Origin of the sequence: Corallococcus sicarius (assembly GCF_003611735.1) — a bacterium.
Taxonomy (GTDB): domain Bacteria; phylum Myxococcota; class Myxococcia; order Myxococcales; family Myxococcaceae; genus Corallococcus; species Corallococcus sicarius.
This window is the reverse complement of record NZ_RAWG01000265.1, coordinates 1-13,600: the sequence shown is the minus strand read 5'-3', so window position 1 is coordinate 13,600 and position 13,600 is coordinate 1. Positions and strand designations below refer to the sequence as shown.

Annotated in this window: 16 protein-coding genes; 13 read left to right on the top strand and 3 right to left on the bottom strand. The window is 68.0% G+C overall.

Features of this window, described 5'->3' with window-relative positions; translation table 11 throughout:
• On the top strand, positions 1-2,415 hold a 2,415-nt coding region (locus D7X12_RS31080), incomplete at its 5' end, for a ribonucleoside-diphosphate reductase subunit alpha (RefSeq protein ID WP_439329402.1).
• Positions 2,416-2,478: 63 nt separating this feature from the next.
• Positions 2,479-3,489 carry a ribonucleotide-diphosphate reductase subunit beta gene (locus D7X12_RS31075; RefSeq protein ID WP_120628867.1) on the top strand — a complete coding sequence of 337 codons (1,011 nt, stop codon included), beginning with the start codon at positions 2,479-2,481 and terminating at the stop codon, positions 3,487-3,489.
• A 66-nt stretch (positions 3,490-3,555) separates the two neighbouring features.
• Here the strand turns inward: D7X12_RS31075 and hpt are convergent, their stop codons facing one another.
• The 3 genes from hpt to D7X12_RS31060 are packed head-to-tail and all read right to left on the bottom strand — an operon-like array spanning position 3,556 to position 5,554.
• The gene (hpt, locus tag D7X12_RS31070) at positions 3,556-4,089 is read right to left on the bottom strand and encodes a hypoxanthine phosphoribosyltransferase (RefSeq protein WP_120614219.1); all 534 of its coding nucleotides are present in this window, start codon (positions 4,087-4,089) and stop codon (positions 3,556-3,558) included.
• A gap of 15 nt (positions 4,090-4,104) precedes the next feature.
• Positions 4,105-4,920, bottom strand: coding sequence for a uracil phosphoribosyltransferase (locus D7X12_RS31065; RefSeq protein WP_120628866.1), 816 nt, complete (start codon positions 4,918-4,920; stop codon positions 4,105-4,107).
• 34 nt (positions 4,921-4,954) lie between these two features.
• The gene (locus D7X12_RS31060; protein WP_120628865.1) at positions 4,955-5,554 is read right to left on the bottom strand and encodes a thymidine kinase; all 600 of its coding nucleotides are present in this window, start codon (positions 5,552-5,554) and stop codon (positions 4,955-4,957) included.
• A gap of 261 nt (positions 5,555-5,815) precedes the next feature.
• Here D7X12_RS31060 and D7X12_RS31055 point away from each other — a divergent pair, with 261 nt between their 5' ends.
• The 11 genes from D7X12_RS31055 to D7X12_RS31005 all read left to right on the top strand — a co-directional run.
• Complete coding sequence (locus tag D7X12_RS31055; protein WP_244224881.1) at positions 5,816-6,127, top strand: DUF5658 family protein; 312 nt, start codon at positions 5,816-5,818, stop codon at positions 6,125-6,127.
• A 116-nt stretch (positions 6,128-6,243) separates the two neighbouring features.
• Positions 6,244-6,543 (top strand): septation regulator SpoVG, encoded by a 300-nt coding sequence (gene spoVG / locus D7X12_RS31050; RefSeq protein ID WP_120538064.1) that lies wholly within the window; start codon positions 6,244-6,246, stop codon positions 6,541-6,543.
• 42 nt (positions 6,544-6,585) lie between these two features.
• Positions 6,586-7,536: a ribose-phosphate pyrophosphokinase gene (locus D7X12_RS31045; RefSeq protein WP_120628864.1), complete on the top strand. Its 951-nt coding sequence runs from the start codon at positions 6,586-6,588 to the stop codon at positions 7,534-7,536.
• A 242-nt stretch (positions 7,537-7,778) separates the two neighbouring features.
• Entirely contained in the window at positions 7,779-8,483 is a 705-nt protein-coding gene (locus tag D7X12_RS31040) for a 50S ribosomal protein L25/general stress protein Ctc (RefSeq protein WP_120628863.1), read from the top strand.
• 83 nt (positions 8,484-8,566) lie between these two features.
• Positions 8,567-9,142, top strand: a complete 576-nt coding sequence (gene pth, locus D7X12_RS31035; RefSeq protein WP_120628862.1) for an aminoacyl-tRNA hydrolase — start codon at positions 8,567-8,569, stop codon at positions 9,140-9,142.
• Between the two features lie 226 nt (positions 9,143-9,368).
• A complete protein-coding gene (rpsF, locus tag D7X12_RS31030; protein WP_120628861.1) occupies positions 9,369-9,848 on the top strand; it encodes a 30S ribosomal protein S6 in 480 nt (159 codons plus the stop codon).
• A gap of 48 nt (positions 9,849-9,896) precedes the next feature.
• The gene (gene rpsR / locus D7X12_RS31025; RefSeq protein WP_120628860.1) at positions 9,897-10,301 is read left to right on the top strand and encodes a 30S ribosomal protein S18; all 405 of its coding nucleotides are present in this window, start codon (positions 9,897-9,899) and stop codon (positions 10,299-10,301) included.
• Between the two features lie 27 nt (positions 10,302-10,328).
• Entirely contained in the window at positions 10,329-10,772 is a 444-nt protein-coding gene (gene rplI, locus D7X12_RS31020) for a 50S ribosomal protein L9 (RefSeq protein ID WP_120628859.1), read from the top strand.
• Between the two features lie 175 nt (positions 10,773-10,947).
• The gene (locus tag D7X12_RS31015; RefSeq protein ID WP_120628858.1) at positions 10,948-12,102 is read left to right on the top strand and encodes an acyltransferase family protein; all 1,155 of its coding nucleotides are present in this window, start codon (positions 10,948-10,950) and stop codon (positions 12,100-12,102) included.
• A 5-nt stretch (positions 12,103-12,107) separates the two neighbouring features.
• The gene (locus tag D7X12_RS31010) at positions 12,108-13,223 is read left to right on the top strand and encodes a sensor histidine kinase (RefSeq protein ID WP_120628870.1); all 1,116 of its coding nucleotides are present in this window, start codon (positions 12,108-12,110) and stop codon (positions 13,221-13,223) included.
• Positions 13,220-13,600 (top strand): LytR/AlgR family response regulator transcription factor (locus tag D7X12_RS31005; protein ID WP_120628869.1); only part of this gene is annotated, 381 nt, incomplete at its 3' end. The genes D7X12_RS31010 and D7X12_RS31005, both read left to right, overlap by 4 nt.

Genomic DNA, 13,600 nt, shown 5'->3' with positions numbered 1-13,600 from the left:
CCGCAGGCCCCCCCCGCCCCGGGCGCGTCGGCCGCTGGCGACTTCGCCACCACGATGCGGGTGAAGAAGCGCAACGGCACGGCGGAGCCCGTGGACCTCAACAAGATCGTCCGCGCGGTGGGCAAGTCCTGCGTGGGCCTGTCGCGCGTGGACGTGATGCGCGTGGCCACCAAGACCATCAGCGGCCTGTATGACGGCGCCACCACGCGCGAACTGGACGGGCTGTCCATCCAGACCGCCGCGGCCCTCATCGTGGAGGAGCCCGAGTACGCGCGGCTCTCCGCGCGCCTGCTGTCCACCTTCATCCAGAAGGAGGTCAGCAACCAGGACATCCAGTCCTTCAGCCAGTCCGTCGCCGCGGGCCACAAGCACGGCCTCATCGCGGAGCGCCTGCTCACCTTCGTGCAGGCCAACGCGCGCAAGCTCAACGCCGCCATCGACCCGGTCCGCAACGACCTGTTCGAGTACTTCGGCCTGCGCACCGTCTACGACCGCTACCTCCTGAAGAACCCGCAGACGCGCGAAGTCATTGAGACGCCCCAGGACTTCTTCCTGCGCGTGGCGTGCGCGCTCTCCGGCGACAACGCGCGCGAGGCCATCGAGTTCTACCGCCTGTTCAGCTCGCTGGAGTACCTGCCCAGCTCCCCCACCCTGTTCAACTCCGGCACGCGCCACGAGCAGCTCTCCAGCTGCTTCCTGCTGGACTCGCCCGCGGACGAGCTGGACGCCATCTACAAGAAGTATTCGGACATCGCGATGCTGTCGAAGTTCTCCGGCGGCATTGGCGTGGCGTACAGCCGCGTGCGCGCGCGGGGCTCGCTCATCAAGTCCACCAACGGCCACTCCAACGGCATCGTCCCCTGGCTCAAGACGCTGGACGCGTCCGTGGCGGCGGTGAACCAGGGCGGCAAGCGCAAGGGCGCGTGCTGCGTGTACCTGGAGACGTGGCACGCGGACATCGAGGACTTCCTCGAGCTGCGTGACAACACCGGTGACGAGGCGCGCCGCGCGCACAACCTGAACCTGGCCAACTGGGTGCCGGACCTGTTCATGCGCCGCGTGGAGGCCGACCAGGAGTGGAGCCTCTTCGACCCGAAGGCCACCCCGCACCTCACCGACCTGTTCGGCGAAGCCTTCGAGAAGGCCTACGCGGAGGCCGAGGCGCAGGGGCTCGCCGTGCGCAAGGTGAAGGCGCGCGACCTGTACGCCCGGATGATGAAGGTGCTCGCCCAGACGGGCAACGGCTGGATGACCTTCAAGGACATCTCCAACCGCAAGAGCAACCAGACGGGCCAGCCGGGCAACGTCATCCACCTGTCCAACCTGTGCACCGAAATCCTGGAGGTCACCAGCCCCGGTGAGACGGCGGTGTGCAACCTGGGTTCGCTCAACCTGGGCCGCATGGTGAAGGACGGGAAGTTCGACTTCGACCAGCTGCGCACCAACGCGATGCTCGCGATCAAGCAGTTGGACCGCGTCATCGACCTCAACTACTACCCCATCACCACCGCCGCGGACTCCAACCGCCGCTGGCGCCCGGTGGGCCTGGGCCTGATGGGCCTCCAGGACGTCTTCTTCCAGCTGCGCCTGCCCTTCGACTCCGTGGAGGCGCGCAACCTGTCCAAGAAGATCTCCGAGGAGATCTACTACGCGGCGCTCGTCACCTCCTCCGACCTCGCGGAGCAGTTCGGCGCCCACCCGGCCTTCCCGGAGACGCGCGCCGCGAAGGGCGAGCTCCAGTTCGACAGCTGGGGCGTCGTCCCGGAGGACACGCTGCGCTGGGACGCGCTGCGCTCGCGCATCATGAAGGTGGGCCTGCGCAACTCGCTGATGATCGCCATCGCGCCCACGGCCACCATCGCGTCCATCGCCGGCTGCTACGAGTGCATCGAGCCGCAGGTGTCCAACCTCTTCAAGCGCGAGACGCTGTCGGGTGACTTCCTCCAGGTGAACCGCTACCTGGTGCGCGACCTGCAGCAGCTCAACCTCTGGAACGAGTCCACGCGCAACCGCATCAAGATGGCGGAAGGCAGCGTGCAGGACCTCACGGAGCTGCCGGAGGAGCTGCGCGCCATCTACCGCACTGCGTGGGAAGTCCCCATGCGCTCGCTGCTGGACATGGGCGCGGACCGCGGCGCCTTCATCGACCAGAGCCAGTCGCTCAACCTCTTCGTGGAGACGCCCAACATCGGGAAGCTGTCCTCGATGTACTTCTACGCGTGGCAGAAGGGGCTGAAGACGACGTATTACATGCGCTCGCGCCCGGCCACCCGCATCGCGAAGACGACCGTGAACCAGGGCGGCCCTTCTGTGTCGGCCGCGCCCGCGCAGGTGATGTCGCAGGTCGTCACCGCGGAAGCCGAAGCCGTGGCGTGCTCGCTGGAGAACCCCGAGGCGTGCGAGGCGTGCCAGTAGTCACGGGCCCGTCCCTCTGCCCCTGTCGTCCCGTGCCGTCCTTTGTAAGGGAGTGCTGAAGCAATGCTGCTCGATCCGGGAATGAACCTGACGCTGCGCCCCATGGCGTATCCCGTCTTCTTCGAGATGTACCGCAACGCCATCAAGAACACCTGGACGGTGGAGGAGATCGACTTCTCCACGGACCTGGTGGACCTGCGCTCGAAGATGACGGACGCGGAGCGTCACCTCATCCACCGGCTGGTGGCCTTCTTCGCCACGGGCGACTCCATCGTCGGCAACAACCTGGTGCTCAACCTCTACAAGCACCTGAACGCGCCCGAAGCGCGCATGTACCTGTCGCGCCAGCTCTACGAAGAGGCGCTGCACGTCCAGTTCTACCTGACGCTGCTGGACAGCTACATGCCGGACCCGGCCGAGCGCGCCAAGGCGTTCGCCGCGGTGGACAACATCCCCTCCATCCAGCGCAAGGCGCGCTTCTGCATGAAGTGGATGGACAGCATCCAGTCCATGGACCAGACGCGCTCGCGCGGGGACCGGCGCCAGTTCCTGCTGAACCTCATCTGCTTCGCGGGCTGCATCGAAGGCCTCTTCTTCTTCGCGGCCTTCGCCTACGTGTACTTCCTGCGCAGCAAGGGGCTGCTCAACGGCCTGGCAGCGGGCACCAACTGGGTGTTCCGCGACGAGAGCGCCCACATGGCGTTCGCCTTCGAGGCCATCCAGACGGTGCGCAAGGAGGAGCCGGACCTCTTCGACGCGAGCCTGGAGCGCGACGTGGTGCAGATGCTCCGTGAAGCGGTGGAGTGCGAGACGCAGTTCGCCCAGGACGTGCTGGGCGGCGGCGTGATGGGCCTGTCGGTGCAGGAGATGCGCGGCTACCTGGAGTACGTGGCCGACCAGCGCCTCCAGATGCTGGGCATGTCCCCCATCTTCCACACCAAGAACCCGCTGCACTTCATGGACCTGCAGGACGTGCAGGAGCTCACCAACTTCTTCGAGCGCCGCGTGTCGTCCTACCAGGTGGGCGTGGGCGTGGGCGCCGCGAACGACGTCGTCTTCGACGCCGCCTTCTAGGCCTCCCCTCCCCCGCCTTCACACCGCAAGCCGTGCCCCGCTCACGCGAGGCACGGCTTTCGTGCGTCAGGCCTTCTTCCAGATGCCGATGAACGGCAGGTTCCGGTACTTCTCCCCGTAGTCCAGGCCGTACCCGACGACGAAGAGGTCGTCGATGACGAAGCCCTTGTAGTCGATGTTCACCTTCGTCCGGGCGCGCGCGGGCTTCTCCAAGAGCGAGCACAGCTTGAGCGACGCGGGGTGGCGCGCCTGGAGGTTCTCCAACAGGAAGCTCATGGTGAGCCCCGTGTCGATGATGTCCTCGATGACGAGCAGGTGCTTGCCCGCCATGGGCTTGGACACGTCCGTGGTGATGCGCACCTCGCCCGTCGTCTCCGTGCCACCGTGGTAGCTGGACACGCCCAGGAACTCGACCGTGAGCGGCAGGTCGATGGCGCGCGCCAGGTCGATGGCGAAGAACGCGGAGCCCTTGAGCACGCAGATGAGCGTCAGCTCCTTGCCCTGGTAGTCGCGGGTGATTTCGGCGCCCAACTGCTTCACGCGCGCCTGCACGGCTTCCTCGGAGATGAGGACACCGACATCCTTCTCGTGGAACGTCACCGGGAACTCCCTTGTCTACACATAGGCGTTGTTCATGATCTCCCCGAAGCCGCCGCCACCGGGGACGATGTACTGCCGGTCATCCAGGCCCCGCTCCTTGTCCCAGAGCAGGCCCGGCTCCGTGCCGAACACCTCCGGCGGAGACAGGCCCCGGTCCAGCCGGAGCGCGTAGATGATGACGTCCGGGTGCTCCTTCGTCATCCGCCGCAGGTACTCCGGCGTGACGATGAGGTTGAGCGTGATGATGCGCCGGGCCTTGCCGGGCACCTTCGTCTTGTAGAGCTGGATGGCCGTGGACAGGCTGCCCCCCGTGGCCCCCATGGGGTCCGGGAAGAGCACGAACGCGTCATCCACGTCCCCGCCAATCTTCGCGCCGCCAATCTCCGAGCCCACCACCGCCTGGGCCGCGTCGATCATCCGGCTCATGATGATGTGGTCCTGGCGCACGAGCGACGGATCCACCGTGAAGTTCAGCAGGTCATACGTCACCTGCGACGGCAGCGTGCCCGCCCGCGCGATGTTCACCGTCACCACGCGCAGCTGCGGGTCCACCACCTCGCCCTGGTAGATGCCCAGGGGCGTGGAGTCGATCATCCGCGTGGGCAGCGTCACCATCTTGCGCGGGAACTCCGCGTTGATGACCGTCTTCACCAGGTCCGCGTACAGCTGCTCCACCAGCCGGTTGATCTGCGGCTGCAGCGTGCCCTTGGCGCACAGCGTGGCCAGCTGGGACAGGAGAAACGGATTACCCACCAGGTGGACCTGCGGTCCATAGTGGTGGGTCATCTCGTTCAGCCGGAACGGCACGTTCGCGTACAGGGTGTCCCGCATCGGAATCCAGCTCCAGGCGAAAGAAACAGGGTTGTCAGTCGAACAGCTTCAGCGTCTGCGGGGGTGAGGCTTCCGTGGGCTCGCCCACGTGACACTTGCGGCAGCGCGGCTCGTACTCGCCTGCCGCCCCCACCACCACCCGCTCCTCGCTGCCAATGATGCGCTGCGAGCGGTTGGCCGGATTGCCGCACACCGCACAGATGGCCAGCTCCTTCGTGACGTACTCCGCCACCGCCATCAGCTGCGGCATCGGTTCGAAGGGGCGGCCCTGGTAGTCCTGGTCCAGCCCCGCGCAGATGACGCGCACGCCGCGGTGGGCCAGCGCCTCGCACACCTGCACCACCTCCCCGCCGAAGAACTGGACCTCGTCGATGCCCACCACCTGGATGTCCGGGGGCAGGTGCCGGAAAATTTCTTCAGCCCTCTCCACCGGAATGGACGTCAATTTCAACTGGCTGTGGCTCACCACCTGCGTCTCGTCGTACCGCGTGTCGATGCGCGGTTTGAACACGCGGACCTTCTGGCGGCCGTACAGCGCGCGCTTGACGCGGCGGATCAACTCCTCCGTCTTGCCGGAGAACATGGAGCCGCAGATGACCTCTATCCACCCGATATCTTTGGGAAATTGATGCAATGGGCGCTCGTCGGGGAGGGTCGGATGCGGGGCCAATCTCGGGCACCCACCCCTTCCCGTCAATTTCGTTTCCAGCCTGCCAACCCCCCATTCGTCGCCGCCTGCCCGTTCGCTTCCCGGAAGCCCTGGAAGCCTTGGCAAGCGAATTGAATAGGGAGGGCCCCGGGCAGCATGGACGGGACCAGGGGGTAGGGCGTGGCGGCGACGGCGGATGGGATTCAGACGGGGACGGGGAGTTGGACGCAGGGTGCTTCTTTCTACATGTCACCCGCCTCGGTGGCGTTGTTGATGCTGAACCTGCTGGATGGGTTGTTCACCCTGCTCTTCCTGCAGCTGGGGGTGGCGGAGGAGCTCAACCCGGTGATGCGCGTGGCGTACGAGCAGTCACCGCTCTTCTTCATGTTCTCCAAGCTGCTCATCGTGAACGCGGGCCTGTGCCTGCTGTGCCTGCACCGCAAGCTCAAGGCGAGCCGCTTCGCCATCCGCGCGGGCGCCGTCGTCTACGCCATCATCGTCGTCTACCACCTGGCGTTCCTGGCCCACCTGGTGAGTCACTGGCCCTTCGGGGCTTGAGCGCCAGCCTCCAGTGAACGGTCACCCGGTGCGTCGGGTAGGGGGTGCTTGCTTTTCACCACCAGTCTGTCCCAGGCTTCCCCATAGCTCCGGCCTTTCGGGTTCGGGGGGGGACCATGAACATCACCGACGTCCGGGTGTTTCCGGTCGAAGAGGACAAGCTCAAGGCGTACGTCACCATCACGTTGGATCACTGCTTTGTCGTACGCGACTTGAAGGTGATCCACGGTTCCACCGGGCTCTTCATCGCGATGCCCGCGAAAAAACGGAAGGACGGGACGTACAAGGATATTGCTCATCCGTTGAATGCGGACACGCGCAGCCAGATGGAGCGCGTCATCTTGATCGAGTACGAGAAACACCTCCACCAGGCGCAGACCGGGACGCTTGCTCCGGTGGCTGCGGAACTCGACTAACGTTCTTCCCTTCGGGGCGCGCACGGGTTAGTCAGCGCCCCCATGCAGCAGCGTGACTTCAAGGTGTTCGCCGGGAACTCCAACCCGGCGTTGGCGCAGCGCATCTGTGATTACCTCCAGCGCCCGTTGGGCAAGGCGGTGGTCGATACGTTCTCCGACGGGGAGATCCACGTCGAGATCGGCGAGAACGTGCGCGGACAGGACGTCTTCATCGTCCAGTCCACGTGCCCGCCGACGAACCACCACCTGATGGAGCTGCTCATCATGTGCGACGCCCTCAAGCGGGCGAGCGCTGGCTCCATCACCGCGGTGATGCCGTACTACGGCTACGCGCGGCAGGACCGGAAGGTGGCGGCGCGCACCCCCATCACCGCCAAGCTGGTGGCGGACATGCTGGAGGTCGCGGGCGTCAACCGGGTGGTGTCCATGGACATGCACGCGGGGCAGATCCAGGGCTTCTTCAACATGCCCTCGGATCACCTGTACGGCTCGCCGGTGTTCCTGGAGGACATGCGCAAGCGCTTCCCGGAGCTGAGCGACGTCGTCATCGTCAGCCCGGATGCCGGCGGCGTGGAGCGCGCGCGCGCCTACTCCAAGCGCCTGGACACGGGCCTGGCCATCATCGACAAGCGCCGCCCGCGCGCGAACGCCTCCGAGGTGATGAACCTCATTGGCGACGTGTCGGGCAAGGACGCCATCCTGGTGGACGACATGGTGGACACCGCGGGCACGCTCGCCCAGGCGGCCGCCGCGCTGAAGAACAAGGGCGCGCGCCGCGTGCTGGCGTACGCCGTCCACCCCATCCTGTCCGGCCCCGCCATCCAGCGCATCACCGACTCCGTGCTGGAGGAGGTCGTCTTCACGGACACGGTGCCGCTCTCCGCCAGCGCCCAGGCGTGCTCGAAGATCCGCGCGCTCCACACCGACTCGCTGTTCGGCGAAGCCATCGCGCGCATCCACCGCGCGGATTCGCTCAGCTCGCTGTTCGTCTGACGTGGGGCCCCTGGGCCGTCCTGGCCCGGGCCTGCCGGGCCTCTGGGCGCCCGGGCCCTGGAGCGGCCGGATGACGGCCGGCTTGACGGAACACCCCTGGGGCTGGCATGTCCGGCCCCCTCTGCTGGTTCCACGGGCTTCACGGCCCGGGCGCCGTCTTCGGGGCCCGCCATGGTGGCGGGATGCCGAGGGCGCCTTCGGGAACCGGCGCACCCGCAGTCCCCCACTGAAAAGAGAATTCCATGGCCACCGACAAGAGCACCCTCGAAGCGAAGGCGCGTGAAGGTTCCGGCAAGGGCGCCGCCCGCCGCCTGCGTGCGCAGGGTCAGGTCCCCGCGGTCGTCTACGGCAAGCACCTGACGAAGCCGCTGCACATCTCCGTGGATCCGAAGGCCATCCGCACGGCCATCAACACCCCGCACAAGCTGAACACGCTCATCCAGATCAAGCTGGAGGGCGGCGGCGAGCAGGTGCTGCTGAAGGACTACCAGATGGACCCCCTCACCCGTGACATCCTGCACGCGGACTTCATCGCGGTGCGCGACACGGACCAGGTGAAGGTCAACCTGCCCGTCGTCCTCACGGGCAAGGCCCCGGGCGTGCTCGAGGGCGGTCTGCTCACGCAGATCCGCCGCAACCTGGAGGTCTGGGCGCTGCCCACCGCCATCCCGCTCCAGATTGAAGTGGACGTGGGCAACCTGAACATCGCCGAGGCCATCCACGTGAACGACGTGAAGCTGCCCGAGGGCGTGTCGGTGAAGACGAACGTCAACTACACCATCGCGGTCCTCTCCGCGCCCGAGGCGGCGGAAGCGGCGGCCCCGGCGGCCATCACGTCGGCGGCGCCTGCCGCGGCGGCGACGGGCAAGGCGGCGGACGCGAAGGCCCCCGCGGCGGCGGCGGCCAAGGCCCCTGCGGCGGCCGCGAAGGCCCCGGCGAAGAAGTAGGCCGTCCCCTTCTCGCAGTCCTTTGTTTCCTCGCGGGGCGGGCCTTTGCAAAGGCCTGCCCCGCGGTCTTTACGGAGCCTTCCATGAAGCTCATCTGCGGGCTGGGCAATCCCGGGCGCGAGTACGAGCGCCACCGGCACAACATCGGCTTCATGGTGGTGGACGCGCTCCTCTCGCGCGCTCGCGCGGAGCTGACCCAGGACAAGTTCCAGGCGCGGGTGGGCCAGGGCACGCTGGGCGGCGAGCGCATCCTCTTCGTGGAGCCGCAGACCTTCATGAACCTGTCGGGCCGCGCCGTCGCGGAGGCCGCGCGCTTCTACAAGGTCGACGTGCAGGACGTGCTCGTGATCCACGACGAGCTGGACCTGCCCTTCGGGCGCCTCCAGCTCAAGGCGGGCGGCGGCGCGGGCGGCCACAATGGCTTGAAGAGCCTGGTGTCCAGCCTGGGCGAGGACGCCTTCATCCGCGTGCGGGTGGGGATTGGCAAGCCGGAGGGCCCCAACGCGAAGGAACGCGTGGCGGGCTACGTGCTCTCCAACTTCGATGACGGCGAGCGCCGGCAACTGGATGAGCTGATTGCCCGGGCGGCGGACATGACGGAGAGCTGGCTGCGGGACGGGCTGGCCACGGCGATGAACCGCCACAACCGGAAGGCCTGAGCGCCCGCGAGGCCGGCCGGCTGGCCGCCTCCTCCCCGGGCATTGCTTGACTTTCGCGGGGGGGTCCTCTTAGAAGCCCCCTCCTCCCCGTGTTGTTGAGCGGGAAAGACGCGGTGGTGGTGGGCGCGTGACTTCCCATCCCCGGTGGCGGCCTTTCGAGGGCCAGCAACCGTTTCCCCGCTCCCCGGATGGTCCGGGGGGCACTCGACCCCAAGGGGAGAGAAACATGGCAGAGACGCAGGCCGCCAAGCGGCTTCGTGAGTACGAGACCATCTTCCTGGTCAAGCCGGACCTCACCGACGACAACGTGGACAAGCTGAAGGAGCGCGTCCGGGGCATCGTCACCCGCGAGGGTGGCAAGGTGCTGCGCTTCACGGTGTGGGGGAAGAAGAAGACCCTGTTCCCCGTGGCCAAGCAGCCTCGCGCCATCTACGTCCACACGAGCTTCCTGGGTGACGGGCGGCTGGTGGCGGAGATCGAGCGCAACCTGCGCAACCTCGACGAGGTCACCCGCTACATCTCCGTGAAGCTCGCGGATGAGGTGGACCCCGAGTCCCGTCCGGTCCTCGAGGACCTGAAGCTGGCCGGCGACGTCGAGGAGACCCGTCCGGGCGCCCCGGTGGAGCGCGAGGGTGGCGGCTTCCGTGCCGAGGTTCCCGAGTTCGTTGGCCCCGACGCGGAAGAGGAGACCTCCGAGGAGGCGTAAGCCTTCTTCCAGGTCCTTCCCTAAACCTTCCAGGAAACGAGAACGTTCATGAGCAACGGCATGGATAGCAAGGGCACGGGCGGTTCCCGTGGCCCCGGTGGTGGTGGTGGCGGTGGCTACGGCGGCGGTTCGCGCGGTGGCGACCGTGGTGGTGACCGCGGCGGCGACCGTGGTGGCGATCGTGGCGACCGCGGTGGCGGCATGGGTGGCGACGACGACAAGCGTGGTGGTCGTGGCTTCGGCCGCAAGAAGGTCTGCCGGTTCTGCGCGGAGAAGAACGCGTCGGTGGACTTCAAGGACCAGGCGACGCTGAAGTACTTCGTCACCGAGCGCGGCAAGATCATCCCCCGCCGCATCTCCGGTAACTGCGCGAAGCACCAGCGTGAGGTGGCGATCGCCATCAAGCGCGCCCGTGGCATCGCGCTCCTCCCCTACAACGCGGTCGTCGGCTAGCCGCCGGGTCCCCCCAGGAGATTGAACATGAAGCTCATTCTGCGTGAGGACATCGACAACCTCGGCAAGTCCGGCGAGCTCGTCACGGTGAAGGACGGCTTCGGCCGCAACTTCCTTCTGCCGCGCAAGAAGGCCGTGCTGGCGAGCGAGCAGAACCTGCGCCAGCTGGAGCACGAGCAGTCCGTGCAGACCGCGCGCAGCGCCAAGCTCAAGGGCGTTGCGGACGAGCAGGCCAAGAAGCTTGGCGCCGTCAAGGTCACCATCAAGCGCAAGGTCGGAGAGCAGGACAAGCTCTTCGGCTCCGTCACGGTGCTGGACATCGCCGAGGCGCTCGCCGCCCAGGGTCAGCAGGTGGATCGTCGCCAGCTGCACCTGGCCGAGCCCATCAAGTCGCTGGGCAGCTACGAAGTGGAGCTGCGCCTGCACCGCGAGGTGACGGCGAAGATCAAGGTCGACGTGGTGGCCGAGTAGTCCACCGCTTCACCCTGTTCCAACGTCGTTCAAGCGAAGGGGCCGTCCGGGAGACCGGGCGGCCCTTTTGCTTTGCGTGGGGGGCAGCCCCTCCCCCGTCCGTCTCGCGCCGTTTTGGGTCCGCTCCACGGCATCCGCGTGGAGGCAGCGGGCCGGGCGTGGGCATTTCCAGGGCATGCACACGCCCACCCCTTCCGCCGCTGACGCGCACCACCCCGACCTGGACTGGCTCCGGGTGCTGGCCATCGTGGTGCTGCACCTGTTCCACACGGGGATGATGTTCAACACCTGGGACTGGCACGTGAAGAGCCCCGTCGCGCTGCCGGTGCTGGAGCCCACCATGGAGGTGCTGCACCTGGTGCGGATGCCGCTCTTGATGCTCATCTCCGGCGCGGGCACCGCGTTCGCGCTGCGGCGGCGCACCCTGGGAGCCTTCGCGAAGGACCGGACGCTGCGGCTGTTCGTGCCGCTGGTGTTCGGCATGTTCGTGGTGGTGCCGCCGCAGATCTACGTGGAGCGGGTGTTCCGGGGCCAGTTCCAGGGCAGCTACGCGGCGTTCTACCCGACGGTGTTCGACTTCGTGCCCTACCCTGCCGGCAGCTTGAGCTGGCACCATCTGTGGTTCGTGGCCTACCTCTTCGTCTACTGCCTCCTCGCCCTGCCCCTCTTCGCGGCGCTGCGCACGGCGCGGGGCGAACGCTTCCTCGCGCGCGCGGACGCGTGGCTGTCGAGCGGGTGGAACGTGGCGTGGCTCGTCGTGCCGCTCCTGCTCAACCGGATATTGCTGCGCGACTTCCCGGAGACGCATGCCCTGCGCGATGATCCGCGCACCTTCCTGCACTACGGCCTGTTGTTCTTCTACGGCCACCTGATGGCCCGCTGCCCCGGGGTGTGGACGCGGCTGGTGGCGCTGCGGCGCGGAATGGCGGCCTTCGCCCTGGCGGTGCTCGCGGCGGCGATCGCGGTGGAGTCACTCCCGCCCGTGGCGGAGATGGTGGTGGGGAGCGTCCTCCTCTGGAGCACGTTGCTGGCGGTGCTCGGCTACGCGCGTCAGCACGTGCGCGTGTCGCCCCCGTGGCTCCAGTGGGCGCAGGCGCTGTCGTACCCGTTCTACATCTTCCACCAGACGGTCATCCTCGTCGTGGGCCTGCTGCTGCTGCGCCTTCCCGTGGGCCCGTGGGCGCTCCTGGGCGCGGTGCTCAGTGTGTCCTTCGTCCTGACCCTGGCCCTGAGCGAGGGCGTCTCGCGCGTGTCGTGGCTGCGGCCCTTCTTCGGCCTGAAGGCGCGGCCCGCGCGGGTCGCCACCCTGGCTCCCGGGACGGTGGGGTGAGCGCCGTGTCCGAACCCGCCGAGCCCACCTCCGTCCGCTGGCGCTGGCCACGCCTGCGTGCCCGGCGGGTGCTGAGGGTGCTCGGGTTCTGCATCGTCCTGGGGGTGTGGCAGGGCAGCGCGGTGCGGCTGTCGCAGCTCTCCAGCCGCGATGCTGGCCACTGGGCCCCCGCGTTCATCTGGGAGGTCACGAGCGCGCTGGCCGTCGCGCTGCTGCTGCCCCTCCTGATCACGGCGGTCCTCAACGCGCCGGGCCCCCGCGTGGGCTGGGGCCGCTTCCTGGGCATCCACCTGACGGCCTATGCCCTCTTCACCACACTCCACGTCGCGGTGATGGCGGCCCTCCGGCACGGGGCCTACGCGCTCCTGGGGCTGGGGGCGTACGACTTCGGGGACCTGACCTACCAGCTCCCGATGGAGGCCCAGAAGGACCTCATCACCTACGCGCTCCTCTTCGCCCTCATCTCGCTGCAGGCCGCGTGGAAGGAGCGTCAGGAGCGGGCCCTGCGCGCGGCGTCGCTGGAAGGAGAACTCCGGGCCGCGCAGCTCCAGTCGCTCACCGGCCAGTTGCACCCGCACTTCCTCTTCAACGCGCTGAACACCATCAGCTCCGTGATGTACGAGGACCTGCCGCGCACGGACCGGCTCCTGAGCGACCTGGGGCACCTGCTGCGGGCCAGCCTGGAGCGCACGGAGCCCACCTGGACGGTGGGCGAGGAGCGGCTGCACACCGAGCGCTTCATCGCGCTGCTGACGGCGCGCTTCGGGGACCGGCTGGTCGTGCGCTGGGACATGGAGCCAGGGCTGGAGCAAGAGCGCGTGCCGTGCTTCGCGCTGCAGACGCTGGTGGAGAACGCGGTGAAGCACAACCAGGACCTGCGCGCGCCGCTGGAGGTGCGCATCCGCGGTCGCGCCCAGGGCCCGCGCTGGAGCCTGGAGGTGGAGGACACCGGGCGCGGCTTCGGGGCCGCGTCCTCTTCCACGGGGCCGGGCGTGGGGCTCGCGCAGCTGGGACGGGTGCTGGCGCTGCTGCATGGCAACCGGGCGGAGCTGACGCGCGGCGCGGGGCCGGAGGGCGGCGCCCGGGTGACGGTGGGGCTGCCCCGGGAGGGCGCGTCATGAGGGTGTTCCGCGTGCTGGTGGTGGATGACGAGGCGCCCGCGAGAGCGAAGGTGCTGCGCCTGCTGGCGGCCGACGCGCGCTTCACCGCGGTGGGCGAGGCCCCGGACGGCACGGAGGCGCTCGCGCGCATCGAAGCGCTGCGGCCGGACCTGGTGGTGCTCGACGTGCAGATGCCCGGCCTCACCGGCTTCGAGGTGCTGGAGGCGCTGGGGCCGGAGGCGTGCCCCGCCGTCATCTTCTCCACCGCGTACGAGCGCTTCGCCCTCCAGGCCTTCGAGGCCCACGCGGCGGACTACCTGCTCAAGCCCTATGACGCCGGGCGCTTCGCGCGGGCGCTCGACAAGGCCCACGCGCTCCTGAGCGCGGGCGGGCGGGAT

What these genes read in the sequence shown, in the direction of transcription:
- D7X12_RS31075 (WP_120628867.1), top strand. Translation starts at nt 2,479, where the DNA reads ATGCTGCTCGATCCGGGAATGAACCTGACGCTGCGCCCCATGGCGTAT.
- D7X12_RS31065 (WP_120628866.1), bottom strand. Translation starts at nt 4,920, where the DNA reads ATGCGGGACACCCTGTACGCGAACGTGCCGTTCCGGCTGAACGAGATG.
- D7X12_RS31055 (WP_244224881.1), top strand. Translation starts at nt 5,816, where the DNA reads ATGTCACCCGCCTCGGTGGCGTTGTTGATGCTGAACCTGCTGGATGGG.
- spoVG (WP_120538064.1), top strand. Translation starts at nt 6,244, where the DNA reads ATGAACATCACCGACGTCCGGGTGTTTCCGGTCGAAGAGGACAAGCTC.
- D7X12_RS31045 (WP_120628864.1), top strand. Translation starts at nt 6,586, where the DNA reads ATGCAGCAGCGTGACTTCAAGGTGTTCGCCGGGAACTCCAACCCGGCG.
- D7X12_RS31040 (WP_120628863.1), top strand. Translation starts at nt 7,779, where the DNA reads ATGGCCACCGACAAGAGCACCCTCGAAGCGAAGGCGCGTGAAGGTTCC.
- pth (WP_120628862.1), top strand. Translation starts at nt 8,567, where the DNA reads ATGAAGCTCATCTGCGGGCTGGGCAATCCCGGGCGCGAGTACGAGCGC.
- rpsF (WP_120628861.1), top strand. Translation starts at nt 9,369, where the DNA reads ATGGCAGAGACGCAGGCCGCCAAGCGGCTTCGTGAGTACGAGACCATC.
- rpsR (WP_120628860.1), top strand. Translation starts at nt 9,897, where the DNA reads ATGAGCAACGGCATGGATAGCAAGGGCACGGGCGGTTCCCGTGGCCCC.
- rplI (WP_120628859.1), top strand. Translation starts at nt 10,329, where the DNA reads ATGAAGCTCATTCTGCGTGAGGACATCGACAACCTCGGCAAGTCCGGC.
- D7X12_RS31015 (WP_120628858.1), top strand. Translation starts at nt 10,948, where the DNA reads ATGCACACGCCCACCCCTTCCGCCGCTGACGCGCACCACCCCGACCTG.